General features: G+C 62.0%; 19 protein-coding genes. 17 read left to right on the top strand and 2 right to left on the bottom strand.

Annotated elements, in window-relative coordinates:
* The first annotated feature begins 59 nt into the window (after window positions 1-59).
* The 4 genes from AAIS01_RS11330 (at window position 60) to AAIS01_RS11315 (ending at window position 6,485) form a co-directional block, all read left to right on the top strand.
* Window positions 60-3,278: a DUF2339 domain-containing protein gene (locus AAIS01_RS11330; RefSeq protein ID WP_343469035.1), complete on the top strand. Its 3,219-nt coding sequence runs from the start codon at window positions 60-62 to the stop codon at window positions 3,276-3,278.
* Complete coding sequence (locus AAIS01_RS11325; RefSeq protein WP_343469034.1) at window positions 3,275-4,639, top strand: DUF3999 domain-containing protein; 1,365 nt, start codon at window positions 3,275-3,277, stop codon at window positions 4,637-4,639. The genes AAIS01_RS11330 and AAIS01_RS11325 overlap by 4 nt, the downstream gene beginning before the upstream one ends.
* 235 nt (window positions 4,640-4,874) lie before the next feature.
* Window positions 4,875-5,885, top strand: a complete 1,011-nt coding sequence (locus AAIS01_RS11320; protein ID WP_025211364.1) for a class 1 fructose-bisphosphatase — start codon at window positions 4,875-4,877, stop codon at window positions 5,883-5,885.
* Between the two features lie 3 nt (window positions 5,886-5,888).
* Window positions 5,889-6,485, top strand: coding sequence for a DUF924 family protein (locus tag AAIS01_RS11315; protein WP_343469033.1), 597 nt, complete (start codon window positions 5,889-5,891; stop codon window positions 6,483-6,485).
* A gap of 122 nt (window positions 6,486-6,607) precedes the next feature.
* Here the strand turns inward: AAIS01_RS11315 and AAIS01_RS11310 are convergent, their stop codons facing one another.
* On the bottom strand, window positions 6,608-8,500 hold the full coding sequence (locus AAIS01_RS11310; RefSeq protein ID WP_343469032.1) for a methyl-accepting chemotaxis protein: 1,893 nt from the start codon (window positions 8,498-8,500) through the stop codon (window positions 6,608-6,610).
* 283 nt (window positions 8,501-8,783) lie between these two features.
* Here AAIS01_RS11310 and AAIS01_RS11305 point away from each other — a divergent pair, with 283 nt between their 5' ends.
* Window positions 8,784-9,038 (top strand): hypothetical protein, encoded by a 255-nt coding sequence (locus tag AAIS01_RS11305; protein ID WP_025211369.1) that lies wholly within the window; start codon window positions 8,784-8,786, stop codon window positions 9,036-9,038.
* A gap of 31 nt (window positions 9,039-9,069) precedes the next feature.
* Entirely contained in the window at window positions 9,070-9,639 is a 570-nt protein-coding gene (locus AAIS01_RS11300; protein ID WP_343469031.1) for a lipocalin family protein, read from the top strand.
* A gap of 118 nt (window positions 9,640-9,757) precedes the next feature.
* On the opposite strand, the gene AAIS01_RS11295 is transcribed toward AAIS01_RS11300, so the two are convergent.
* Window positions 9,758-11,122, bottom strand: a complete 1,365-nt coding sequence (locus AAIS01_RS11295; RefSeq protein WP_343469030.1) for a formimidoylglutamate deiminase — start codon at window positions 11,120-11,122, stop codon at window positions 9,758-9,760.
* A gap of 144 nt (window positions 11,123-11,266) precedes the next feature.
* Here AAIS01_RS11295 and hutC point away from each other — a divergent pair, with 144 nt between their 5' ends.
* The 11 genes from hutC (at window position 11,267) to hutG (ending at window position 24,661) form a co-directional block, all read left to right on the top strand.
* Entirely contained in the window at window positions 11,267-11,977 is a 711-nt protein-coding gene (gene hutC / locus AAIS01_RS11290) for a histidine utilization transcriptional repressor HutC (RefSeq protein ID WP_171061303.1), read from the top strand.
* The gene (locus AAIS01_RS11285; RefSeq protein ID WP_343469029.1) at window positions 11,974-12,543 is read left to right on the top strand and encodes a HutD/Ves family protein; all 570 of its coding nucleotides are present in this window, start codon (window positions 11,974-11,976) and stop codon (window positions 12,541-12,543) included. The genes hutC and AAIS01_RS11285 overlap by 4 nt, the downstream gene beginning before the upstream one ends.
* Before the next feature lie 446 nt (window positions 12,544-12,989).
* The gene (hutU, locus tag AAIS01_RS11280; RefSeq protein ID WP_343469028.1) at window positions 12,990-14,678 is read left to right on the top strand and encodes a urocanate hydratase; all 1,689 of its coding nucleotides are present in this window, start codon (window positions 12,990-12,992) and stop codon (window positions 14,676-14,678) included.
* Window positions 14,679-14,830: 152 nt separating this feature from the next.
* The gene (locus tag AAIS01_RS11275) at window positions 14,831-16,297 is read left to right on the top strand and encodes a purine-cytosine permease family protein (RefSeq protein ID WP_092455837.1); all 1,467 of its coding nucleotides are present in this window, start codon (window positions 14,831-14,833) and stop codon (window positions 16,295-16,297) included.
* Window positions 16,298-16,366: 69 nt separating this feature from the next.
* The gene (locus tag AAIS01_RS11270; RefSeq protein WP_343469027.1) at window positions 16,367-17,335 is read left to right on the top strand and encodes an ABC transporter substrate-binding protein; all 969 of its coding nucleotides are present in this window, start codon (window positions 16,367-16,369) and stop codon (window positions 17,333-17,335) included.
* Window positions 17,336-17,405: 70 nt separating this feature from the next.
* Entirely contained in the window at window positions 17,406-18,257 is an 852-nt protein-coding gene (locus tag AAIS01_RS11265) for an ABC transporter permease (RefSeq protein WP_214912567.1), read from the top strand.
* Entirely contained in the window at window positions 18,254-19,084 is an 831-nt protein-coding gene (locus AAIS01_RS11260) for a quaternary amine ABC transporter ATP-binding protein (RefSeq protein WP_343469026.1), read from the top strand. Before AAIS01_RS11265 ends, AAIS01_RS11260 begins: the two co-directional genes overlap by 4 nt.
* A gap of 164 nt (window positions 19,085-19,248) precedes the next feature.
* Window positions 19,249-20,772: a histidine ammonia-lyase gene (gene hutH / locus AAIS01_RS11255; RefSeq protein WP_343469025.1), complete on the top strand. Its 1,524-nt coding sequence runs from the start codon at window positions 19,249-19,251 to the stop codon at window positions 20,770-20,772.
* Window positions 20,773-20,902: 130 nt separating this feature from the next.
* Window positions 20,903-22,435 (top strand): histidine ammonia-lyase, encoded by a 1,533-nt coding sequence (hutH, locus tag AAIS01_RS11250; RefSeq protein WP_343469024.1) that lies wholly within the window; start codon window positions 20,903-20,905, stop codon window positions 22,433-22,435.
* 208 nt (window positions 22,436-22,643) lie between these two features.
* The gene (hutI, locus tag AAIS01_RS11245; protein WP_343469023.1) at window positions 22,644-23,846 is read left to right on the top strand and encodes an imidazolonepropionase; all 1,203 of its coding nucleotides are present in this window, start codon (window positions 22,644-22,646) and stop codon (window positions 23,844-23,846) included.
* An 11-nt stretch (window positions 23,847-23,857) separates the two neighbouring features.
* Complete coding sequence (hutG, locus tag AAIS01_RS11240) at window positions 23,858-24,661, top strand: N-formylglutamate deformylase (protein WP_343469022.1); 804 nt, start codon at window positions 23,858-23,860, stop codon at window positions 24,659-24,661.
* The last annotated feature ends 30 nt before the right edge of the window (window positions 24,662-24,691 follow it).

Genomic DNA, 24,691 nt, shown 5'->3' with positions numbered 1-24,691 from the left:
GAACCAGGTACCGCTGCACCCCGGTTACGCCCGCAAAGGGCCGCTTAGGGATATCGACCATGCAATGGATTTTGACGCTGTTGGGCCTGGCACTCGGCTGGGTGGTGGATGAGTCGTTCGCCGATGCGCTGATAGGCGCGTTGCTGGGCCTTGGCATTGCCCAGGGGATGGGTCTGCGCCGCCTCGGTGTTCACGCCGCCGAACAGCAGAACCAGTTGCAAGCGGCCCAGCGCACCTTGAGCGCCCTGGAGCAGCGGCTGATCGTGCTTGAGCGCAGCACTGTCGCAGCCTCGAGCGAACCGGCGCCATCGCCCGAGACCGTCGTGGCCCACGCGCCAGAGTCCGACATCCGATCCGAACCGGAGCTGGTCTGGGAACTGCCACCTGACCTTGAAGCCCCTCCGGCGATGGCCGCACATGCCAGCCAGCCGTTGCCCGACGACGTATGGCGGCCTGCGCCGGCCGCCCCCCAACCCGTTCAACCGGAACCAGTTGCCCCTCGTGGTCCGAATCTGTTCGAGCGTGCCGTAGCGGGCGCGCGTAACTGGCTGTTGGGCGGTAATACCGTATTGCGGGTCGGGGTGGTGCTGTTGTTCCTCGGCCTGGCGTTTCTGCTGCGCTATGCCACTGAAGGCATGGTCGTGCCCATCGAGTTGCGTTATGCCGGCGTCGCAGCCAGTGCGTTGAGCCTGCTGGGTCTGGGCTGGTGGCTGCGCCAGCGCAATAGCAACTATGCGCTAATGTTGCAGGGCACCGGGATCGCGGTGCTGTACCTGACCGTGTTCGCCGCCATGCGTCTGCATCCGCTGCTCGATTCGACAGCGGCCTTGGGCTTGCTGGTGGCGGTCACGGTGTTCTCGGCGATTCTGGCAGTAACCCAAAATGCCCTCGGCCTTGCTGCGGTGGCGGCGTTGGGCGGGTTTGCCGCGCCGATTCTGACGTCCACCGGCAGCGGCAACCATGTTGCGCTGTTCAGCTACTTCATCTTGCTCAACGCCGGCATTCTGGCGATTGCCTGGTTCAAGGCTTGGCGTCTGCTCAACCTGATTGGTTTTGTCGGCACCTTTGGCATCGGTTTCACCTGGGGCTTGCGCTCTTACGGGCCAGAACTGCTCTGGAGCACCGAGCCGTTCCTGATGGTTTTCTTCCTGATGTATCTGGCGATTGGTTTGCTGTTCACCCGACGCAAGCTACTGGAAATGGGCGATGGCCCCGCGGACGAAAGCCGTGATGCGCTGTTGCGCTGGTCGGCGCGCAAGGGTGACTACGTGGACGGCACCCTGCTGTTCGGCCCGCCGCTGGTGGGGTTCGGTCTGCAGTTCGCGCTGGTGCAGCATGTGGCGTTCGCCGCTGCGTTCAGCGCCCTGGTCCTGGGCATGATCTACATGGGGCTGGCGTGGGTCTTGAGGGGCGGTCGCGCTATATTGCTGGCCGAAACCTGCCTGGCCCTGGGTGTGATTTTTGCCAGCCTGGCGATTCCCCTGGGCCTCGATGCTCGGTGGACCGCAGCGGCATGGGCTGTGGAAGGCGCGGGGATCTTCTGGCTGGGCCTGCGTCAGCAGCGGCCATTGGCGCGGGCTTTTGCCTTGCTGCTGCAACTGGGCTCGGCGCTGGCCTTTGTCAGCGAGTTGCGCGAGGGCGACAGCAGCCTGATCGATGGCGCGCCGCTGGGGGCGTTGATGCTCGGTGGCGCCTTGCTGTTCAGTTTCCACCAATTGCGCAAGACCGCGCCTGAGCACATCACCCGTTGGGAGCGACAAGGCCTGCCGGTGCTGACCGTGCTGGGGTTGAGCTGTCTCTATCTGCTGGCGCCGCTGTTCTTCTTCACTCACGGCACCGTCATCGCCTGGGCTCTGGCCGGTCTGGCGACGTTGTTCGCGGGCCTGCGTCTGCAATCGCGCAGCTTTCTGTTGACCGCATTGGCGGTGCAACTGCTGGGCGGCGCGGCGTTTCTTGCCGCCGGGTCGACGAGTGCCGAGGATCTGCGGCCCCTGGCCCACAGCGGGTTCTGGACGCCGCTGCTGCTGGGATTGGCGGCACTGGTGGGCGCATGGCGATTGCAGCGCGGTCATCCGTCGGCGGTGTTCCAGCCCTTGAGCATGCAGCGGTTGTCCGGGGTGCTGCTGATCTGGGGCGCCGGCTGGTGGGCGCTGGCGTGGGTCAGCGAAGTGCTGCGCTTTGCACCGCAGAACCTGCAAGGTCAGTGGATGCTGATCCTCGCGGCAATCAGCGTGGCGCTGTGGACATGGCTGGCGCTGCGTTTGAAATGGCCGGCAATGGGGTTGCTATGCACCGTGCTGATACCTGTGGCCGGCTGTGTGCTGGTCGCGACCGGGCACAGCCGTTATCACCCGGCGGCGGATTTCGGCTGGCTGGCGTGGCTGGCCGTGTTCACCGTGCATTTCCTTTCCCTCAAACGTCTGGAGCCGCTGCTGCCGGCCCGGGCGCGCAGCAGCGCCCATGTGCTCGGTTGCTGGCTGTTGATTGGCGTGCTGGCCCTGGAACTGCGTTACGGCCTGCTGTTGCTGTCCGAGCAATACAACGCCTGGCGCTGGCTGGGTTGGGCGATCCTGCCAAGCCTGTACCTGGTGTTGATGGCCGCGCCGCGGGCCTGGCCTTGGCCGGTCTCGGCCCAGTCGCGCGAGTATCGCATCTACGCCGCCGCACCCCTGGCCCTGTTGATGCTGGGCTGGTTCTGGCTGGCCAATACCTTCAGCGACGGCGCCGCAGAACCCTTGCCTTATGTGCCGTTGCTCAACCCGCTGGAACTGGGCTTGCTGTTTGCCTTGTTCGGCATCTACGTGTGGTCCCGCGGTGCAGTGGCGCAATTGGGCATCCGTTGGGTTCATGCCGGGCACGTCGTCCAGTTGATCGTCGGCGTGTCGCTGCTCGCGTTCTTTACCGCCGGGGTGATGCGCAGTGCCCACCATTGGATCGGTGTGCCCTTCGAGCTGGATGCGTTGCTCGAATCCATGTTTGTGCAGGCCGGGCTGTCCATCGTCTGGACCCTGATTGCCCTGGGCCTGATGATCGGCGGGCATCTGCGCCATCGTCGTGAGGTGTGGCTGATCGGTGCGGCGTTGATCGCCGTGGTGGTGGCCAAGCTGTTCTTTGTCGAATTGAGTAACCGTGGCGGCCTGGCGCGGATCGTGTCGTTTATCGCCGTGGGCGTATTGCTGTTGGTGGTGGGCTACTTCGCGCCGCTGCCGCCAAAACGCTCGGAAGGGGGCTCGCCGACCGAGCCACCTCTACCTGTCAGTGAGGGAGTGTCGTCTTGAGTCGCAAGTTGAGTCGTATCGGGCTGGGGGTGGTGGGGTTGTGGGTGGCCTTGTCGGTGACGGCCCAGGAACAGCCGGCGGACTTCGCCCATCAGGTGCCATTGGCCTTGAGCGGTGAGGGGCCTTGGTATCGCCTGGTGTTGCCCCTGGAGGTTCAGTTGCAAGCGCGGCAGACCGATCTGAGCGACCTGCGGGTATTCAACGCCGCCGGGCAGGCCCAAGCCTATGCCTTGGTTCGCGAGACGGCCCAGAGCCGGGAAAACCGCACCCTCACCGACGTGAAGTGGTTCCCGTTGTACAGCGCCGCCGATGACCACGAGCGCGCGCCGAGCGTCCGGGTGCGATCGAGCGCCAACGGCACGTTGGTGCAAGTGCAACCGTCCAGCCGGCTCGAGGCGGGGGAAGAGGCATTGCGTGGCTGGCTGCTGGATGCCAGCGCGATCAAGGCGCCCTTGCAACAGTTGACCCTCGACTGGAGCAGCGAGCACGACGGCTTCCAGCGCTTCACTATCGAAGCCAGTGACGACTTGCAACACTGGCAGGCGTGGGGCGAAGGCCAGGTGGCGCGGCTGACTTTTGCCGATGAGCGGGTCGAGCAGCATGAGGTGAACCTGCCGGGACAACCGGCGCGTTATCTGCGGTTGTTGTGGGAATCGCCGTCATCGGCGCCGGTGCTGACCTCGGCCCAGTTGCAAAGCTCCCGCTACGAAAGCGCGCCGCTGGTCTGGTCGCAGCCTTTGGCCGGCAGCACCACGAAGGCCGGCGAGTACACCTGGCAGTTGCCCACTGTGCTGAATGTCGAGCAAGTGCAGATCGAACTGAGCCAGGCCAACAGCCTGGCACCGGTGACCCTGGCCGGGCGCCGTGAAAGCAGCCAGCTGTGGCAATCGCAGGGCAGTGGCTTGCTGTATCGCTTGACCCAGAACGGCGAGGATGTGCTGCAAAACCAACTGCAACTGTCGGGGCAGGCCGTGCAGCAATTGAAGCTGACGGTGGACGAGCGGGGTGGCGGCCTCGGTGCCGAAGCGCCTGCCTTGCGTTTTGCCGTGCGCCCGACCCAAGTGGTGTTCCTGGCGCGGGGCGAGGGCCCCTACCGCCTGGGGCTGGGCAATGCGAGGGTGAAAGCGGCCAACCTGCCATTGGCCACGCTGGTGCCCGATTACAAACCGTCCCGTCTGGCGACGCTGGGGATGGCGAAGGCTAATGATGCGGCGATCTCGGCACCGGCTGCCGCAACGGGTCCTGCAACCATCGAGACCAACTGGAAGGAGATCGGCTTGTGGGCGGTGTTGCTGATCAGCGTACTGTTCCTTGGGGCGATGGCGTTCAGCTTGTTGCGCAAGCCACCGGTCAAGTCCTGAGCTGAGCACATCCTGTAGGAGCTGGCGAAGCCTGCGATCTTTTCCAGTCAATTGAATCTGGAGCGAAAGATCAAGATCAAAAGATCGCAGCTTCGCTTCGCTCGACAGCTCCTACGCAGGTGGGCAGGCCCGGATATGAACTCAATCCTTCATTCCCCGTCTCATAGGAGGAATTAAGTCCCGACTCGCGCTAAACTGCGCTGGTTTTTCCGCCCCCTATTCTTCGGAGCCGTCCATGTCCCGCGTTACCTTGAGTCGCTATTTGATTGAGCAGACCCGCAGCAACAACACCCCTGCCGATCTGCGCTTTTTGATCGAAGTGGTGGCGCGTGCGTGCAAGGAGATCAGCCATGCCGTATCCAAAGGCGCGCTGGGTGGTGTCCTGGGCAGCATGGGCACCGAAAACGTGCAGGGCGAAGTGCAGAAGAAGCTCGACGTACTGTCCAACGAAATCCTGCTCGAAGCCAACGAATGGGGTGGTCACCTGGCCGGCATGGCGTCCGAGGAAATGGACAATGCCTACCAGATCCCGGGCAAATACCCCAAGGGTGCCTATCTGTTGGTGTTCGACCCACTGGACGGTTCGTCGAACATCGATATCAACGCGCCGGTCGGTACTATCTTCTCGGTGCTGCGTTGCCCGAACGAATACCTGAGCCAGAACGAAGCCTTGAACGAAAAGGCTTTCCTGCAGCCAGGCACCGAGCAGGTAGCCGCCGGTTATGCCATCTACGGCCCGCAGACCATGCTGGTGCTGACCCTGGGTGACGGCGTCAAAGGCTTCACCCTGGACCGCGAGATGGGCAGCTTCGTACTGACCCACGAAGACATCACCATTCCTGAAACCACCCAGGAATTTGCCATCAACATGTCCAACCAGCGGCACTGGGAAGCCCCGGTACAGCGCTACGTCAACGAATTGCTGGCCGGCGAAGAAGGCCCGCTGAAAAAGAACTACAACATGCGTTGGGTCGCCGCGATGGTGGCGGACGTGCACCGCATCCTGACCCGTGGCGGTCTGTTCATGTACCCACGCGACAGCCGCGAGCCGTCCAAGCCGGGCAAACTGCGCCTGATGTACGAGGCCAATCCGATGTCGTTCCTGGTGGAGCAGGCCGGTGGCGCTTCCACCGACGGTCACCAGCGCATTCTCGACATTCAGCCTGAAGGCCTGCACCAGCGTGTGGCGGTGTTCCTGGGCTCGAAGGAAGAAGTCGCCCGCGCCACGGCCTACCACAAGGAATAAAGCATGGCCCAGCCCTGGCAGCCGTTGCTCGATTGGTGGTTTGGCTCAGCCAAGTCGCCGGACGAAATAGCCGCTGACAAGGGCAAACTGTGGTTCGGCAAACGCCATGATCGCCAAGCGCACGAGCGCTTTGGCGATCAGGTCGAGCAGGCACTGGCCGGCGAATTGACCGACTGGGCGCAACGCCCCGAAGGCTGGCTGGCCCTGGTGCTGCTACTCGATCAGCTGCCGCGGATGATCTTTCGCGACACCCCCAAGGCTTTTTCTGGTGACCTGCGTGCCCAAGCGTTGGTGGCCCAAGGCATGGCGGCGGGCTTCGACCGGCAACTCGAACCGATCCAGCGGGTGTTCATCTACCTGGTGCTCGAACATTGCGAAAACCTGGCGGTGCAGAACGAGGCCGTGTCGCGCTTCATCGACCTGGTCCGAGAGCAACCGGAGGCGGATCGGGCAGTGTTTGAAGACAACCTGGATTATGCCGAACGGCACCAGAAGGTCATTGCGCGGTTTGGACGCTTCCCCCATCGCAATGCGGTGTTGGGGCGCGAGTCCACGGCTGAGGAAATGGAGTTTTTGAACAGGCCTGGGTCCAGGTTCTGATCCTTTCGATGTAGCTGACGCCGCTATCGCGAGCAGGCTCGCTCCCACAGTTGACCGAGTTCCGTCAGAGAAACGCGATTAACTGTGGGAGCGAGCCTGCTCGCGATTGGGCCTTGATAGCACTAGATCCGAAAACTACCCACCAACTGCTTCAACCGCGCCGCCTGCTGTTCAAGGTCGGCACAGGCGCGCAAGGTGGCTTGCAGGTTTTCCACGCCTTCCTGGTTCAGCGTGTTGATTTCGGTGATGTCGACGTTGATCGATTCCACCACGGCGGTCTGTTCTTCGGTGGCAGTGGCCACGGACTGGTTCATGCCGTCGATTTCACCGATACGCTGGGTCACGCTGCCCAGGCGTTCACCGGCCTGGTTGGCGATGCCAACGCTGCTTTCGCTTTGGCGCTGGCTGTCGGTCATGGTCAGTACCGCTTCCCGGGCGCCGACTTGCAGTTCTTCGATCATCTTCTGCACTTGCTGCGCCGAATCCTGGGTGCGATGAGCCAGGTTGCGCACTTCATCGGCCACCACCGCGAAGCCGCGACCGGCTTCACCGGCCCGGGCGGCTTCGATGGCGGCGTTCAGGGCGAGCAGGTTGGTCTGCTGGGAAATGCTGGTGATCACCTCAAGGATCTGGCCGATGTTCACCGTGTTGCTGTTCAGGATTTCGATGTTGCCGCACGAATCGCTGATCTTGGCCGACAACTGCTGCATGGCGGTGATGGTTTTATCCACCACTTGTTGGCCGTCTTCGGCCAGGCTGCGGGCATCGCTGGAATGTTGCGAGGCGAGGGCGGCGTTCTGGGCGATTTCCTGGGCGGCGGCACCGAGCTGGTTGATCGCCGCGGCGACACTGCTGGTGCGCGAAGCCTGTTGATCGGAGTTGACCATCGATGAGTTGGACGCGCTGACCACGCGCAGCGCGACTTCGTTGACCAGCCCGGTGGCCGAGGCCACTTCGCGAATGGACGTGTGAATGCGCTCCACGAAACGGTTGAACGACGTGCCCAGGGCACCGAATTCGTCCTGGCCATGGATGGTCAGGCGGCGAGTCAAGTCGCCTTCGCCTTCGGCGATGTCATGCATGGCGCGGCCCATGGTCAGCAGCGGTTGCATCAGCACGCGGATCAGCATGCCCAGCAGGGCGATGATGAACACCACGGCAATCACCATGGCGATCAGCGCAGACGTACGGAATTCGCTGAGCATCGCCAGGGCAGTGTCCTTGTCGAGCACCAGCGCCACGTACCAGTCGGCCCCCGGTACGCCGTTGACCCGCGTGAAGGAGAGGTATTGGGTCTTGCCGTCGAGTTCGACTTCCTTCATGCCTGGGCTGATTTGCAGGGCGCCGTCAGGGTAGGCCTCGGCCAGGGTCTTGAGCACACGCTGGCTGTCGGGGTGGATCAGGATTTTGCCATCGGCGCTGACGATGAAGGCATGGCCGTGGCCGCCGAAGTTCAACGAGTTAATGATGGTGCTGACGCTCGACAGGTCGATGTCCGCACCGGCCACGCCGATCATCTGGTTCTGATGCTGTACCGGGGTGGCGACGGTTATCACCAGTTTGCCCGACGAGGCGGCGATGTAGGGTTCGGTGACGATGGTTTGTTGAGCGCTGTTGGCCGCCTTGTACCAGCCGCGGGCGCGGGGATCGTAGTCGGCCGCACGATTGCCGGCCGGTACCGAGAACATCACGCCGTCGGTGCCGCCGAAATAGCTGAGCTGGAAGTTGCCGGTGTAGGCCGGTAGACCCACGGCGCGCTTGAGGCTATCGGCACTGCTGCCGTCCACGGCAATCTGCTGGGCCAGCGATTGCAGTAATTGGGTGCGGCCTTCGACCCAGGTCTGAATGTTGCGGCTGGTCAGATTGCCGAGCTCCTGCATGGAGGTCTCGGTGCTGGCATGCAGGCCCTGGCGTTGACGGTAGTCGTTGAACAGGATGAAGCAGGCAAATGCAACGGCTACCACGAGCGCGGCAGCCAGCAGGATTTTGTGGCTGAATTTCATGTTTCTGGTCATTAAGAACGCTACCGCAGAGGAGCTGGTCAGGAGGGGGCGCCAATTTGCCATAACGCCTGGCATTGCGCTGCTCTTTTTATCGGCTCCAGAACGCTTTGAAACAGGCGTGCGCAGGCTAATCCCGACGAATAGCACGACGGCGTCACAAACGGGGTGATTCACCCATGAAACACCGGCCCAACGCCCAACAAATACTGGGTCTGTCGGGGAACCAGATAGGGGTTTTCTCTTCTAAGGTTCTGGTTGGCACCCTGCCACCCCCTTCCGTTCCAGGAGTTACACCATGTCGCTGCGATCTATCGCCCTGTTGTCCTTGTGCGTCTTGTTGACGGCATGCAGCAAGGTCAACCAGGAAAACTATTCGAAACTGTCGGCCGGCATGCCCAAGGCCGAAGTTGAAACGTTGCTGGGGAAACCGACCGATTGTTCGGGCGCGCTCGGCATGTCCAGTTGCACCTGGGGCGATCAGAAGAGCTTTATCAGCGTGCAATACGCCGGTGACAAAGTGTTAATGTTTTCCGGCCAAGGCCTGAAGTAAACCGGGGCCACCGGCCCGCGGGAGAAAAATAATGATGCGGTTATTGTTAGTGCTTTTTGCTGGCCTGGTATTGGCTGGCTGTGCCACTTCTGGCGAAGACCCGTTGGCGCCAAAGACTGTCAACAGTGTCGACCTCAAGCGTTACCAAGGGACCTGGTACGAGTTGGCCCGTCTACCGATGTACTTCCAGCGCAACTGCGCGCAATCCGAAGCCCACTACACACTTAAGCCTGACGGCAATGTGGATGTGTTCAACCGCTGCCTGACCTCGCACTGGCAGTGGGAAGAAGCCAGGGGCACCGCAACGCCTCAAGTGCCGGGCAAGACCGACAAGCTCTGGGTCGAGTTTGATAACTGGTTTTCGCGGATCGTGCCGGGTGTGGCGAAGGGGCAATACTGGGTCCTGTATGTCAGCGATGATTACAAGACCGCCATCGTCGGTGACCCGAGCCGCCGTTACATGTGGTTGCTGTCCCGAACCCCGACGGTCAATGGTGTGGTGCGCGAAGAACTGCTGAGCAAGGCGCGTCAGCAGGGCTACGACACAACACGGTTGATCTGGCGTGCGTCGGATCGGCAGATGGCCAAGACTTCGGATTGATAGTCACCGGGATCAAATGTGGGAGCGAGCCTGCTCGCGATGAGGTCGTCACATTCAACACAATTGTTGACTGATAGACCGCCATCGCGAGCAGGCTCGCTCCCACAGGTTTTTGTGGTCAACCCAACAGTTCGCGCAATACCTGGGTAAACGCCTGGGCGCTTTCTTCTTCCCCGGCGTGATGCCCGTCCCGCACAACCCACTGTCCGCCGACCATCACATCCCGCACCTGACGATCCCCGCCGGCAAACAGCCAGCGATTGAGAATCCCATCGCCGTCGGCGGTGGCCAGGTAAGGATCGTTGCCATCGAGCACCAGCCAGTCGGCGCGCTTGCCAACTTCGAGGGCGCCGACCGGTTGTCCCAACGCCTGGGCTCCACCTTGCAGCGCAGCATCGAACAAGGTGCGCCCGACCATCGGTTGATCCGCCCGATACAAGCGGTTGCGCCGCTGGTCTCGCAGGCGCTGGCCGTATTCCAGCCAACGCAGCTCTTCCACCACGCTCAACGACACATGGCTGTCGGAACCGATCCCAAGACGTCCGCCCTGAGCGAGGAACTCTACGGCCGGGAAAATCCCGTCGCCCAGGTTGGCTTCGGTGGTCAGGCACAGGCCGGCAATCGCCTGGCTCCTGGCCATGAGGCTGACTTCGTGAGCATTGGCGTGGGTGGCGTGGACCAGACACCAGCGCTGATCGACCTCGGCGTTTTCGTACAGCCATTGCAGGGGGCGGGCACCGCTCCAGCTCAGGCAGTCGTCGACTTCTTTTTGCTGTTCGGCAATGTGGATGTGCACCGGGCAATGGCGGTCGCTGGCGGCCAGCACTTCCTGGATTTGCCCGGGCGTCACGGCGCGCAGGGAGTGGAAACACAAACCCAGCGCTTGGGTCGGTTGCCCGGCCAGGATCGGCCGCAAGCGTGCCTGAAGTTTCAAGTAGTTTTCGCTGCTGTTGATGAATCGACGTTGCCCGTCATTGGGGGCCTGGCCGCCGAAACCGGAATGGCTGTAGAGCACCGGCAGCAGGGTCAGGCCGATGCCGGCGGCGCTGGCGGCCTGGCTGATGCGCAGGGCCAGTTCCGCCGGGTCGGCGTAAGGCGTGCCGTCGGTGTCGTGGTGTACATAATGAAATTCGGCGACCGAGGTGTAACCGGCCTTGAGCATTTCGATGTACAGCTGTCGGGCGATGATGCCGAGCTGATCGGGGCTGATTTTTCCGACGAGGCGGTACATCAGGTCACGCCAGGTCCAGAAACTGTCGTTGGGGTTGCCCGCCACTTCCGCCAGCCCGGCCATGGCCCGCTGGAAGGCGTGAGAGTGCAGGTTCGGCATGCCGGGCAACAGGGGCCCGCCCAGCCGTTCGGCGCCGTCTGCCTGGGAGTCGGCCTGGATATGAGTCAAGACGCCGCTGGCGTCGACGTCAAAACGTACATCATGGGCCCATCCACTAGGCAGCAGTGCGCGTTCGGCAAAGAAGGCGGACATGGTTCAACCTCATCGTGCGTAATTTGTATATACATATACAGACGTTTGCCTGCCCGGTAAACTCCGGCAAGCTAGCACCCTTCTTTTGCAGAACAAGGAACCGCCGTGCCGACTCCGCCTGCCAAACCGCCGCTGGCCGCAAACATGGGTGACAGTCCGGCGCCCTTGTACGCCCGCGTGAAACAGATGATCACCCAGCAGATCGACAGTGGAAACTGGCCGCCGCATTACCGCGTGCCGTCGGAAAGCGAACTGGTCAGCCAATTGGGTTTCAGCCGCATGACCATCAACCGTGCCCTGCGTGAGATGACCGCCGACGGCTTGTTGGTGCGCATGCAAGGCGTCGGCACCTTCGTGGCTGAGCCCAAGAGCCAGTCAGCATTGTTCGAAGTGCATAACATTGCCGACGAGATCGCCTCCCGGGGCCATCGCCATACGTGCAAAGTCATCACCCTGGAAGAAGAGGCCGCCGGTTCCGAGCGCGCCCTGGCCTTGGACATGCGCGAAGGTCAGAAGGTGTTCCACTCGCTGATCGTGCATTTCGAAAACGACATCCCCGTGCAAATCGAGGACCGTTTCGTCAATGCCCTGGTGGCCCCGGACTACCTCAAGCAGGATTTCACCCTGCAAACGCCCTACGCCTACCTCAACCAGGTGGCGCCGCTGACCGAAGGCGAGCACGTGGTTGAAGCGATTCTCGCTGAAGCGAGCGAGTGCAAGCTGCTGCAGATCGAGCGGGGCGAGCCGTGCCTGTTGATTCGCCGCCGCACTTGGTCGGGGCGTCAGCCGGTAACCGCCGCGCGCCTGATTCACCCCGGTTCCCGTCATCGTCTGGAAGGTCGGTTTCATAAATGAGTGACTTGAAGGTTTTACGCGCCGCGGATTACCCACGTATGCCGTGGAAAAACGGCGGTGGCAGCACCGAAGAAATTACCCGAGACGCTGGCACCGGCCTGGACGGTTTCGGCTGGCGTCTGTCGATTGCCGATATTGCTGAGTCGGGCGGTTTTTCCACGTTCGCCGGTTACGAACGCGTCATCAGCGTCTTGCAAGGTGACGGCATGAGCCTGAGCGTCGATGGCCAGGTCACGCGGCCGCTGCATCCGTTGGACCCCTTTGCGTTCAACGGCGAAAGCCATGTGCATTGCACGTTGCTCGGCGGACCGATTCGCGACTTCAACCTGATCTATGCGCCGCAGCGTTACCGCGCACGGGTGCAATGGATGGGGGGCCAGCAGCGGTTTTTCAGCGAGGCGGGGACAGTGCTGGTGTTCAGCGCGGCCCCGGGGTTGGCGATCAAGATCGGTGAGTCCGCCGTTGGCCTGGGCCTCTACGACTGCTTGCAACTGAGCGGTAACACCGAGCTGCTGGACATCTCCACCCACGGCCAATGCTGCGTGATTGAGCTGACTGCCCATTGATTTCCGGCTAACACACTCTTGTGGCGAGGGCGCTTGCTCCCGCTCGAGTGCGTAGCGCCCGTCGCTTCTTGGGGGCCGTCGCGGCCCAGTGGGAGCAAGCTCCCTCGCCACAAAAAGCCTCGCCCTCGCTGTTCCCTCTTCGCGCACCAACTTGTTACCAAACGCCCCAGTGTGGCGCAGAACCACGCTTTCATGACCTGCCTGACTCCTTCCAGAATCCCCCTTCAGAAATTTCATCTGGCTCGAAAACCGCTCAAAACGGGGCTTTCAGCCATTCCAAACGTCCTTCTGAAATATAGCCTCAATAAGTTGGCCGCTCGATTGCATATGCTTGTACATACAAGTAAAGACGTATGCGTATGAGTCCCCCATGCTCAACGTAACGTGCCTGGAAATCGCGCCCATTGCCTGGGCTGGTCTGGATTGATCGCTGAGGAGTTTTTGCTGTGACCGACGCTACCCGCAAACCCGAAAAATACCGTGACGTTGAAATCCGCGCCCCTCGCGGTAACACGCTGACCGCCAAGAGCTGGCTGACTGAAGCGCCGCTGCGCATGCTGATGAACAACCTCGACCCGGAAGTGGCCGAGAACCCCAAGGAACTGGTGGTCTACGGTGGCATCGGCCGCGCGGCGCGCAATTGGGAGTGCTACGACAAGATCGTCGAAAGCCTGACCAACCTGAACGACGACGAAACCCTGCTGGTGCAATCCGGCAAGCCGGTGGGCGTGTTCAAGACCCACAGCAACGCTCCTCGCGTGTTGATTGCCAACTCCAACCTGGTGCCGCACTGGGCCAGTTGGGAACACTTCAATGAACTGGATGCCAAGGGCCTGGCCATGTACGGCCAGATGACCGCCGGCAGCTGGATCTACATCGGCAGCCAGGGCATCGTTCAAGGCACCTACGAGACCTTCGTCGAGGCTGGTCGCCAGCATTACAACGCCAACCTCAAGGGGCGCTGGGTCCTCACGGCCGGCCTGGGCGGCATGGGCGGTGCGCAGCCGTTGGCCGCGACCCTGGCCGGTGCTTGCTCGCTGAACATCGAATGCCAGCAGGTGAGCATCGATTTCCGCCTCAAGACTCGTTATGTCGACGAACAGGCCACTGATCTGGACGACGCTCTGGCCCGTATCGAGAAATACACCGCAGAAGGCAAGGCGATCTCCATTGCGCTGTGTGGCAACGCCGCCGAAATCCTGCCGGAAATGGTCCGGCGTGGTGTGCGCCCGGACATGGTCACCGACCAGACCAGCGCCCACGACCCGCTCAATGGTTACCTGCCGGCCGGCTGGACCTGGGACGAATACCGCGCCCGCGCCAAGACTGAACCGGCTGCCGTGGTCAAAGCAGCCAAGCAATCGATGGCTGTCCATGTCAAAGCCATGCTGGCCTTCCAGAAAATGGGCGTGCCGACCTTCGACTACGGTAACAACATCCGCCAGATGGCCCAGGAAGAGGGTGTCGAAAATGCCTTCGATTTCCCAGGGTTCGTGCCGGCGTATATCCGTCCGCTGTTCTGCCGTGGCATCGGCCCGTTCCGCTGGGCGGCGCTGTCGGGTGACCCGCAGGACATCTACAAGACTGACGCCAAGGTCAAGGAACTGATCCCCGACGACGCCCACCTTCACAACTGGCTGGACATGGCCCGCGAGCGCATCAGCTTCCAGGGGCTACCGGCGCGTATCTGCTGGGTCGGCCTGGGCCAGCGTGCCAAGCTGGGCCTGGCGTTCAACGAAATGGTGCGCAGCGGCGAATTGTCGGCGCCTATCGTGATCGGCCGCGACCACCTGGACTCCGGTTCCGTGGCCAGCCCCAACCGCGAAACCGAAGCCATGCAGGATGGCTCCGATGCCGTGTCCGATTGGCCGTTGCTCAACGCCTTGCTCAACACCGCCAGCGGCGCGACCTGGGTTTCACTGCATCATGGCGGCGGCGTCGGCATGGGCTTCTCCCAGCATTCGGGCATGGTGATTGTCTGCGACGGCACCGACGAAGCGGCCGAGCGCATTGCCCGTGTGCTGCACAACGATCCGGGCACCGGCGTGATGCGTCATGCCGATGCGGGTTACCAGATCGCCATCGATTGCGCGAAAGAGCAGGGGCTGAACCTACCGATGATCACTGGCAAGTAACGCAAATTCCCCTGTGGGAGCGGGCTTGCTCGCGAAGGCGGCTTTATATCCAACACATGTGTTGAATGACACACCGCTTTCGCGAGCAAGCCCGCTCCCACAGGGAAGCTGCGGCGCAATTGAATTCCAGAACAATCCACAGAGGTTGAACCATGGCCGTCACCCGCACACGCGCAAGTAGCAAGCCGTTGATCGAGAAACGCTCGATCGACTACATCCCGGAAGCGGAGAGACACGGCCGATTGTTGAGCCAGTTCACCCTCTGGATGGGTGCCAACCTGCAAATCACTGCCATTGTCACCGGCGCATTGGCGGTGGTGCTGGGCGGTGATGTGTTCTGGTCGTTGATCGGTTTGCTGATCGGCCAACTGCTCGGCGGTGGTGTCATGGCGTTGCATGCCGCGCAAGGGCCCAAGCTTGGCCTGCCGCAGATGATCTCCAGCCGGGTGCAGTTTGGTGTGTACGGCGCGGCCATCCCGATCGTGCTGGTGTGCCTGATGTACCTGGGTTTCACCGCAACGGGAACCGTGCTTTCCGGCCAGGCGCTGGGCCAGTTGTTTGGCGTCAGCGACAGCGTCGGCATTCTTATTTTCGCCAGTGCCATCGTGCTGGTCACGGTGCTCGGCTATCGGGTGATTCACTTCATTGGCCGTGTTGCCAGCGTCATTGGTGTGATCGCCTTTGTTTACCTGTTCGCTCGCCTGATGAGCCAGACGGACGTTGGCGCACTCCTGCAAATCCGCCATTTCAGCTGGAGCAGTTTCCTGCTTGCGGTGTCGCTCGCGGCTTCCTGGCAGATCGCCTTCGGCCCCTACGTAGCGGACTATTCGCGTTACCTGCCGAGCAAGACTTCCTCGGTGAAAACCTTTTTTGCCGCAGGCGCAGGTTCAGTCATCGGCGCGCAGGTGGCGATGATCCTCGGCGTGTTTGCCGCTGCCTCGGCCAATGGGCAGTTCGCGGGTCACGAAGTGGCCTACATCGTTGGCCTGGGGGGTACCGGTGCCACCGCTGCGCTCCTGTACTTCAGCATCGCGTTCGGCAAGGTCACTATCTCTACGCTGAACTCCTACGGCAGCTTCATGTGCATTGCGACCATCATCAGCGGTTTTCGTGGTCACCTGAACGTCACGCGCTTGCAGCGTCTGGGTTTCGTGCTGGTCATTGTCGGCGCGGCGACCCTGATCGCGCTGCTCGGTCAGCACTCGTTCCTCGGTGCGTTCAAGTCGTTCATCCTGTTCTTGCTGGCGTTCTTTACGCCTTGGAGCGCGATCAATCTGGTGGACTACTACTGCATCACTCGCGAGCGCTATGACGTGCCGGCGCTGGCCGACCCGAACGGTCGCTACGGTCGTTGGAATGCCCTTGGTATCAGCGTCTATGTCTTCGGTGTACTGGTTCAACTGCCGTTCATCGCCACCAAGTTCTATACCGGTCCGCTGGTGGAAGCCATGGGTGGTGTGGATATTTCCTGGATCATCGGCCTGGTGGTCCCGGCGGGGCTGTATTACGTCGCCGCCAGGAAGTGGCACAGCGCAGTACCCGATCAATTGATCCTGCCGATCGAGCAGGACGCGGTTGACGCACAACCGAGCAGGGCGGGTCGCATCCAAGCGGCCTGATGGGATGTTGACAGGGCTGGATGCCTCTTGACTGCCGTAAGCCAATTCACTGATTAGGAGCGTCACATAATGAAATCGAACAAGACCCTGCTGACCACATTGCTTTGCATGGGCTTGCTGGCCAGTGCCGGCGTCACACAAGCGGCGGGTTGGTGCGAGTCGGGCAAGCCGGTGAAATTCGCCGGCCTGAACTGGGAAAGCGGCATGTTGCTGACCGACGTCATGCAAGTGGTGCTGGAAAAAGGCTACGGCTGCAAGACCGACAGTCTGCCAGGCAACTCCATCACCATGGAGAACGCCTTGAGCAGCAACGATATTCAGGTGTTCGCCGAAGAATGGGTCGGTCGCAGTGAAGTCTGGAACAAGGCCGAGAAGGCCGGCAAGGTCGTCGGCGTCGGCGCCCCGGTGGTGGGTGCTATCGAAGGCTGGTACGTGCCGCGCTATGTGATCGAGGGCGACGCCAAGCGCAAGCTCGAACCCAAGGCGCCGGGCCTGAAGAACATCGCTGACCTGGGCCAATACGCCGCTGTGTTCAAGGATCAGGAAGAGCCGTCCAAGGGCCGCTTCTACAACTGCCCGGCCGGCTGGACCTGTGAGCTGGACAACAGCGAAATGCTCAAAAGCTATGGCCTGGAAAAAACCTACACCAACTTCCGCCCCGGCACCGGGCCGGCCCTGGATGCGGCGGTGCTGTCGAGCTACAAGCGCGGCGAGCCGATCCTGTTCTACTACTGGTCGCCAACCCCGCTCATGGGCCAGGTGGACCTGGTGAAACTGGAAGAAAAACCGGGCGTGGACAAAAGTGTGACCATCAAGGTGGGCCTGTCCAAGACCTTCCACGACGAAGCGCCTGAACTGGTGGCAGTGCTGGAAAAGGTCAACCTGCCTATCGATATCCTGAACCAGAACCTGGGCCGCATGGCCAAAGAGCGGATCGAGTCGCCGAAACTGGCGAAGATCTTCCTGAAGGAACATCCTGAAGTCTGGCACGCCTGGGTCAGCGAAGACGCTGCCAGGAAAATCGACGCGGCTCTGTAGGTCGAGTACTTCCCGGCCAACCGAGGGCTGGCCGGGACGTTCACCGCATCCATTTGATCGAGAGTCTCTTATGTTTCCCGAAAGCTTTACCTTCTCCATCGCCAACTGGGTCAACAGTTGGGTCGACTCCCTGGTGACCAACTACGGTGATGTGTTCCGGCACATCTCCGACACCTTGCTGTGGGCCATCGTCAACCTCGAAGGCCTACTGCGCATGGCGCCCTGGTGGCTGATGCTGGCCATCGTCGGCGGCATTGCCTGGCACGCCACCCGCAAGGTTGCGACCACGGCGGTGATTGTCGGCTTGCTGTTCCTGGTGGGCGCGGTGGGCCTGTGGGACAAACTGATGCAGACCCTCGCCCTGATGCTGGTGGCGACATTTATTTCGGTGTTGATCGGCATTCCGCTGGGTATCCTCTCGGCTCGCAGCAATCGCCTGCGTTCGGTGCTGATGCCGTTGCTGGACATCATGCAGACCATGCCGAGCTTCGTGTACCTGATTCCGGTATTGATGCTGTTTGGCCTGGGCAAGGTCCCGGCGATTTTCGCCACGGTGATCTACGCCGCGCCACCCCTGATTCGCCTGACCGACCTGGGCATTCGCCAGGTGGACGGTGAAGTGATGGAAGCCATCAATGCCTTCGGCGCCAATCGCTGGCAACAGCTGTTCGGCGTGCAACTGCCCCTGGCCCTGCCTAGCATCATGGCCGGGATCAACCAGACCACCATGATGGCCCTGTCGATGGTGGTCATCGCTTCGATGATCGGTGCCCGTGGCTTGGGTGAAGATGTCCTGGTGGGCATCCAGACCCTCAACGTCGGGCGCGGCCTGGAAGCCGGGCTGGCGATCGTGATTCTCGCCGTGGTCATCGACCGCATTACCCAGGCCTATGGTCGTCCTCGGCATGAGGTGAGCAAATGAGCAACGCAGCCATCAGCAAGATCGAAGTCAAGAATGTCTTCAAGATTTTCGGCAATCGTTCCAAGGAAGCCCTGGAGCTGATCCGCCAGCATAAGACCAAGGACCAGGTGCTGGCCGAAACCGGTTGCGTGGTGGGCGTGAACGACCTGTCGCTGAGCATTGGCACTGGCGAGATCTTCGTGATCATGGGCCTGTCCGGTTCCGGCAAGTCCACCTTGGTGCGGCACTTCAACCGGCTGATCGACCCTACCAGTGGCGCGATCCTGGTGGACGGTGAAGACATCCTGCAGTTGGACATGGACGCCCTGCGCGAATTTCGCCGGCACAAGATCAGCATGGTGTTCCAGAGCTTCGGCCTGCTGCCCCACAAGAGCGTGCTGGACAACGTCGCCTACGGATTGAAAGTGCGCGGCGAGAGTAAAGAGGTGTGCGCCGAGCGGGCGCTGCACTGGATCAACACCGTGGGCCTCAAGGGCTACGAGAACAAGTACCCGCACCAGCTGTCCGGCGGCATGCGCCAGCGCGTGGGCCTGGCTCGTGCCTTGGCGGCGGACACTGACATCATCCTGATGGACGAAGCCTTCAGCGCCCTCGACCCGCTGATCCGTGCCGAAATGCAGGACCAGTTGCTGGAGCTGCAAAAGACCCTGCACAAGACCATCGTGTTCATCACCCACGACCTCGACGAAGCCGTGCGCATCGGCAACCGCATCGCGATCCTCAAGGACGGCAAGCTGATCCAGGTCGGCACCCCCCGAGAGATCCTGCACTCGCCGGCGGATGAGTATGTCGACCGGTTTGTGCAGCGCAGGGCTGCGGTGGTGTAAGGCCGGACGTCGTTGTGGCGAGGGAGCTTGCTCCCGCTGGGTGGCGCAGCCGCCCCAAAAATCTTGTGAGCGCTGCGCACTCAAGCGGGAGCAAGCTCCCTCGCCACGAGGGCCATGCCTTAAGCCAGGTGTGATGCTGAGATGAATTTTTCATGAGGTTGAAGATGTCCCAGGCTGAAAAAATCGTTATCGCCGACGCGCCGTTGCGTTGGCAGGATGTGGTCGCCGTCGCCCGCTTCGGTGCCGAGCTTGAGCTGTCGGCCGAGGCCTGGGCGCGGATCGACAATGCCCAGGCCATCGTCCAGCGCATCGTCGAAAGCGGCGAGCGCGCCTATGGCGTCAACACCGGCCTGGGTGCCTTGTGCAATGTCTCGCTCAAGGACGAACAGCTCAGCCAATTGTCGCGCAACACACTGCTCAGCCATGCCTGTGGCGTTGGCGCGCCGCTGGCCGATGAACAGACCCGGGCGATTGTCTGCGCGGCCATCCTCAACTACAGCCAGGGCAAGTCCGGCATTCATCGCCGGGTGGTCGAAGCCCTGCTGGCGCTGCTCAATCGTGGCATCACCCCGCAAGTGCCCTCCCAGGGTTCGGTGGGCTACCTGACCCACATGGCCCATATCAGCATCGCGTTGTTGGGGGTTGGCAATGTCAGCTATCGCGGGCAAGTCGTGTCGGCGCAACAGGCCTTGGCTGCCGAAGGCTTGCAACCGGTGCAACTGGGGGCCAAGGACGGTTTGTGCCTGGTCAACGGCACGCCGTGCATGACCGGCCTCAGTTGCCTGGCCTTGGCCGATGCAACACGCCTGCTGCAATGGGCCGACGTGATCGGCGCCATGAGTTTCGAGGCCCAGCGCGGACAGATCGCCGCGTTCGATGCCCAGATCATCGCCCTCAAGCCGCACCCCGGCATGCAACAGGTTGGCGTCAACTTGCGAGCGTTGCTGGACGGCAGCGAAGTCATCGCGTCGAGCCTGGGCATTCGCACCCAGGATGCCTTGAGCATCCGCTCGATTCCCCAGGTTCACGGCGCCGCTCGGGATCAGTTGGCGCATGCCCGGCAACAGATCGAAACCGAACTCAACGCCACCACCGATAACCCGCTGTTGCTGGGCACGCCGGAAAACTTCCGGGTCATGTCCCAGGCCAATCCCCACGGCCAGTCGGTGGCCTTGGCGGCGGATCTGCTGGCGATTGCCATGGCCGAAATCGGCTCTATCGCCGAGCGCCGTCTCGATCGCTTGATCAACCCCCACGTCAGCGGCTTGCCGGCGTTCCTGGTGGCCAACCCCGGGGTGAACTCGGGGATGATGATCGTGCAATACGTCGCGGCCTCGCTGTGTGCGGAAAATCGTCAACTGGCGCAACCGGCGGTGCTCGACAACTTCGTCACCTCGGGCCTGCAGGAAGATCACCTGAGCATGGGCACCAACGCCGCCCTGAAGCTGCACCGGGCGCTGGAAAACTGCACGCAGATCCTTGCCATCGAGTACCTGCTGGCCGCCCAGGCTTTTGAATTCCTCAAGACGCAACGCTTCGGTGCCGGCACCGACGTTGCCTGGAAATTGCTGCGCGAGCATGTGCCGGCCTACGATCAGGATCGCTGGCTGGCGCCGGACATCGCCAGCGCCGCCGCCCTGCTTAAAGATCCAGCCGTGCTGCACGACGCTTTACCGAATTTGAACTGATCAAAAAACCGCCAACGTGCCAAGGCACCGACTGCCCATAAAGCATCGCCCAAAAAGCGACGGTGACGGATAACGGAACATTCCGGAGCGATTGGCGGGTGAATAAAAACACTCTCAAAAGGAGCAAGAAATGACTGCCTTAAACCTGATTCCCGGCCAATTGAGCCTGGCTCAATTGCGTGACATCTATCAGCAACCCGTGACCCTGAGCCTCGACGCCAGCGCGTCGGCGCAGATCGAGGCCAGCGTTGCCTGCGTTGAGCAGATCCTGGCCGAGAACCGTACCGCCTACGGCATCAACACTGGTTTTGGTCTGCTGGCCTCGACCCGCATCGCCAGTGAAGACCTGGAAAACCTGCAACGCTCCCTGGTGCTGTCCCATGCCGCCGGCGTGGGCGAGCCGATCAGCGATGCGCTGGTGCGGTTGGTGATGGTGCTCAAGGTCAATAGTCTGAGCCGGGGCTTTTCCGGTATCCGCAGGCAGGTGATCGATGCGCTGATTGCCCTGATCAATGCTGAGGTCTATCCGCATATTCCGCTTAAAGGTTCGGTCGGTGCGTCCGGCGATCTGGCGCCGCTGGCCCACATGTCCCTGGTGCTGCTGGGCGAAGGCAAGGCCCGTTACAAAGGCGAATGGCTGCCGGCTGTGGAGGCGCTGAAAGTGGCCGGCCTGGCGCCATTGACGCTGGCGGCGAAAGAAGGTTTGGCGCTGCTCAACGGCACTCAAGTGTCCACCGCGTTTGCCTTGCGTGGTCTGTTCGAAGGTGAAGATCTGTTCGCTGCGGCCCTGTCCCTGGGCAGCCTGACGGTGGAAGCCGTGCTCGGTTCCCGCTCGCCATTCGATGCGCGTATTCACGCCGCGCGCGGCCAGAAAGGTCAGATCGATGCCGCCGCCGCTTATCGCGATCTGCTGGGCGAGCGCAGCGAAGTCTCCGCGTCCCACCAGAATTGCGACAAGGTCCAGGACCCGTACTCCCTGCGCTGTCAGCCACAAGTGATGGGCGCCTGCCTGACCCAGTTCCGCCAGGCCGCTGAGGTGCTGGTGATCGAAGCCAACGCCGTGTCGGACAACCCGCTGGTATTCGCCGCCGAGGGCGACGTGATTTCCGGTGGCAACTTCCACGCCGAACCGGTGGCCATGGCCGCTGACAACATGGCCCTGGCGATCGCCGAAATCGGTTCCCTGAGTGAGCGGCGTATTTCGCTGATGATGGACAAGCACATGTCGCAACTGCCGCCATTTCTGGTGGCCAATGGCGGGGTGAACTCCGGCTTCATGATCGCCCAGGTCACGGCCGCCGCTTTGGCCAGTGAGAACAAGGCGTTGTCCCATCCCCATTCGGTGGACAGCCTGCCGACTTCGGCCAACCAGGAAGACCATGTGTCCATGGCCCCCGCCGCCGGTAAGCGGCTGTGGGAAATGGCCGAGAACACCCGGGGGATTTTGGCGGTGGAATGGTTGGCGGCGTGCCAGGGGCTGGATCTGCGCGGTGGTTTGAAGACCTCCGCGAAGCTGGAACAGGCTCGCAGCCTGTTGCGCGCAGAAGTGCCGTTCTATGAAAAAGACCGGTTCTTCGCGCCGGACATCAATGCGGCCAGTGAGTTGCTGGCCAGTCGTTGCCTGAACGAGCTGGTCACGGCGCAGTTGCTGCCGAGCCTGTAAGGACCTCATCGCGAGCAGGTACAGATGATGTTTGATCAGCTTCGATACCTGTGGGAGCGGGCTTGCTCGCGAAAGCGGTGGGTCAGTTTGCATCAATGTCGAATGTGCCGCCGTCTTCGCGAGCAAGCCCGCTCCCACAGGGGCTGCGCAGTCCTTGTGGGAGCGAGCCTGCTCGCGATTCGATCTTCAGTAATTCGAGGAAACCGGGATGAAAACCCTCTGGCAAAACTGCCACGCCGCCACCATGGCCCAGGGCGTCTACTCGATCATCGAGGACGCCGCCATCGTCACCCACGGCGAGCTCATTCAATGGATCGGCCCGCGCGCCGAGCTACCGGCCGGTGACTACCCGGCCGTCAACAATCTCAACGGCGCCTGGGTCACTCCGGGGCTGATCGACTGCCACACCCACACGGTGTTCGGCGGTAACCGCAGCGGTGAATTTGAACAGCGTCTGCAGGGCGTCAGTTATGCCGAGATTGCAGCGGCCGGCGGCGGTATTGCCAGCACCGTGCGCGCTACCCGCGCCGCCAGTGAAGACGAGCTGTTCACCAGCGCCGCCAAACGCCTGAAAAGCCTGATGCGTGACGGCGTGACCACGGTGGAAATCAAGTCCGGCTACGGCCTGGACCTGGCCAGCGAACGCAAGATCCTGCGGGTTATCCGTCGTCTCGGTGAACAACTGCCGGTCAGCGTGCGTAGCACCTGCCTGGCGGCCCACGCCTTGCCGCCGGAATACGCTGACCGTGCCGATGACTACATCGAGCACATCTGCACCGAAATGCTTCCGGCCCTGGCCGCCGAAGGGTTGGTGGATGCGGTGGATGCCTTTTGTGAGTACCTGGCATTTTCCCCGGCACAGGTCGAACGGGTGTTTATCACTGCCCAACAACTGGGCCTGCCGGTGAAGCTGCACGCCGAACAATTGTCGTCGCTGCACGGTTCCAGCCTGGCGGCTCGTTATCAGGCGCTGTCGGCCGATCATCTGGAATTCATGACCGAGGACGACGCCAGGGCCATGGCCGAATCCGGCACGGTGGCGGTGCTGCTGCCGGGGGCGTTTTATTTCCTGCGCGAAACCCAGTTGCCGCCCATGGACGCGCTGCGCAAGCATGGCGTGAAGATCGCCGTGGCCAGCGACCTCAACCCTGGCACGTCGCCAGCGCTGTCGTTGCGCTTGATGTTGAACATGGCCTGCACCTGCTTTCGCATGACCCCTGAAGAGGCCCTGGCTGGGGCGACCCTTCATGCGGCCAGGGCCCTGGGCATGGCCGACACCCACGGTTCGCTGGAGATCGGCAAAGTGGCGGATTTTGTCGCCTGGCACATCGACCGCCCGGCTGACCTGTCGTACTGGCTCGGTGGCGATCTGGAAAAACGCGTCGTGCGTCACGGCGTGGAAATCGATTAAGGAGAACGGTTGTGGAGAAGGTCCTGAATTTCAAGCAAGGGCGCGTGCCGCTATTGATCAGCATGCCCCACGCCGGCCTGCGTCTGACCCCGGCGGTGCAGGCGGGTTTGATCCCCGAGGCCCAAAGCCTGCCGGACACCGACTGGCATATTCCTAAGCTTTACGAGTTCGCCGCCGACCTGGGCGCCAGCACCCTGGCCGCTGAGTATTCACGGTTCGTGATCGATCTGAACCGCCCCGACGATGACAAGCCGATGTACGTCGGCGCCACCACCGGTTTGTATCCTTCGATCCTGTTCGATGGCATACCGTTGTTTCGCCAGGGGCTGGAGCCGTCCGCCGCGGAGCGGGCGACTTATCTGCAACAGATCTGGGTGCCTTACCACCAGGCCCTGCGACAGGAACTGGCGCGGCTCAAGGCCGAATTCGGCTATGCCTTGTTGTTCGACGCCCACTCGATCCGCTCGGTGATCCCACACCTGTTCGACGGCAAGTTACCGGACTTCAACCTCGGTACCTTCAACGGCGCCAGTTGTGCCCCGGCGCTGGCCCACCAGCTCGAAGCCATCTGCGCCCGCCACGGCGAGTTCACCCACGTCCTCAACGGGCGCTTCAAGGGCGGACACATCACCCGGCACTATGGCAACCCGGCCGAGGACATCCACGCGGTGCAACTGGAACTGTGCCAGAGCACCTACATGGAAGAGTTCGAACCGTTCAACTACCGTGCGGATCTGGCGGAACCGACCCAGGTGGTGCTCAGGGAGTTGCTGGAAGGCTTGTTGGCGTGGGGGCGGCAGGCCTACAAACAATAAACTCTTGCGCGATTCCTCTGTGGCGAGGGG

The sequence above is a fragment of the Pseudomonas halotolerans genome (assembly GCF_039581215.1).
GTDB classification, from domain to species: Bacteria; Pseudomonadota; Gammaproteobacteria; order Pseudomonadales; family Pseudomonadaceae; genus Aquipseudomonas; species Aquipseudomonas tehranensis.
Note: the sequence above shows the minus strand (reverse complement) of the source record. Positions and strands in the feature narration are given on the sequence as shown.

Bases quoted from the DNA above. Each gene is read 5' to 3' on its own strand.
- AAIS01_RS11330 (WP_343469035.1), top strand. From the start codon at position 60: ATGCAATGGATTTTGACGCTGTTGGGCCTGGCACTCGGCTGGGTGGTG.
- AAIS01_RS11320 (WP_025211364.1), top strand. From the start codon at position 4,875: ATGTCCCGCGTTACCTTGAGTCGCTATTTGATTGAGCAGACCCGCAGC.
- AAIS01_RS11315 (WP_343469033.1), top strand. From the start codon at position 5,889: ATGGCCCAGCCCTGGCAGCCGTTGCTCGATTGGTGGTTTGGCTCAGCC.
- AAIS01_RS11310 (WP_343469032.1), bottom strand. From the start codon at position 8,500: ATGACCAGAAACATGAAATTCAGCCACAAAATCCTGCTGGCTGCCGCG.
- AAIS01_RS11305 (WP_025211369.1), top strand. From the start codon at position 8,784: ATGTCGCTGCGATCTATCGCCCTGTTGTCCTTGTGCGTCTTGTTGACG.
- AAIS01_RS11300 (WP_343469031.1), top strand. From the start codon at position 9,070: ATGATGCGGTTATTGTTAGTGCTTTTTGCTGGCCTGGTATTGGCTGGC.
- AAIS01_RS11295 (WP_343469030.1), bottom strand. From the start codon at position 11,122: ATGTCCGCCTTCTTTGCCGAACGCGCACTGCTGCCTAGTGGATGGGCC.
- hutC (WP_171061303.1), top strand. From the start codon at position 11,267: ATGGGTGACAGTCCGGCGCCCTTGTACGCCCGCGTGAAACAGATGATC.
- AAIS01_RS11285 (WP_343469029.1), top strand. From the start codon at position 11,974: ATGAGTGACTTGAAGGTTTTACGCGCCGCGGATTACCCACGTATGCCG.
- AAIS01_RS11275 (WP_092455837.1), top strand. From the start codon at position 14,831: ATGGCCGTCACCCGCACACGCGCAAGTAGCAAGCCGTTGATCGAGAAA.
- AAIS01_RS11270 (WP_343469027.1), top strand. From the start codon at position 16,367: ATGAAATCGAACAAGACCCTGCTGACCACATTGCTTTGCATGGGCTTG.
- AAIS01_RS11265 (WP_214912567.1), top strand. From the start codon at position 17,406: ATGTTTCCCGAAAGCTTTACCTTCTCCATCGCCAACTGGGTCAACAGT.
- AAIS01_RS11260 (WP_343469026.1), top strand. From the start codon at position 18,254: ATGAGCAACGCAGCCATCAGCAAGATCGAAGTCAAGAATGTCTTCAAG.
- hutH (WP_343469025.1), top strand. From the start codon at position 19,249: ATGTCCCAGGCTGAAAAAATCGTTATCGCCGACGCGCCGTTGCGTTGG.
- hutH (WP_343469024.1), top strand. From the start codon at position 20,903: ATGACTGCCTTAAACCTGATTCCCGGCCAATTGAGCCTGGCTCAATTG.
- hutI (WP_343469023.1), top strand. From the start codon at position 22,644: ATGAAAACCCTCTGGCAAAACTGCCACGCCGCCACCATGGCCCAGGGC.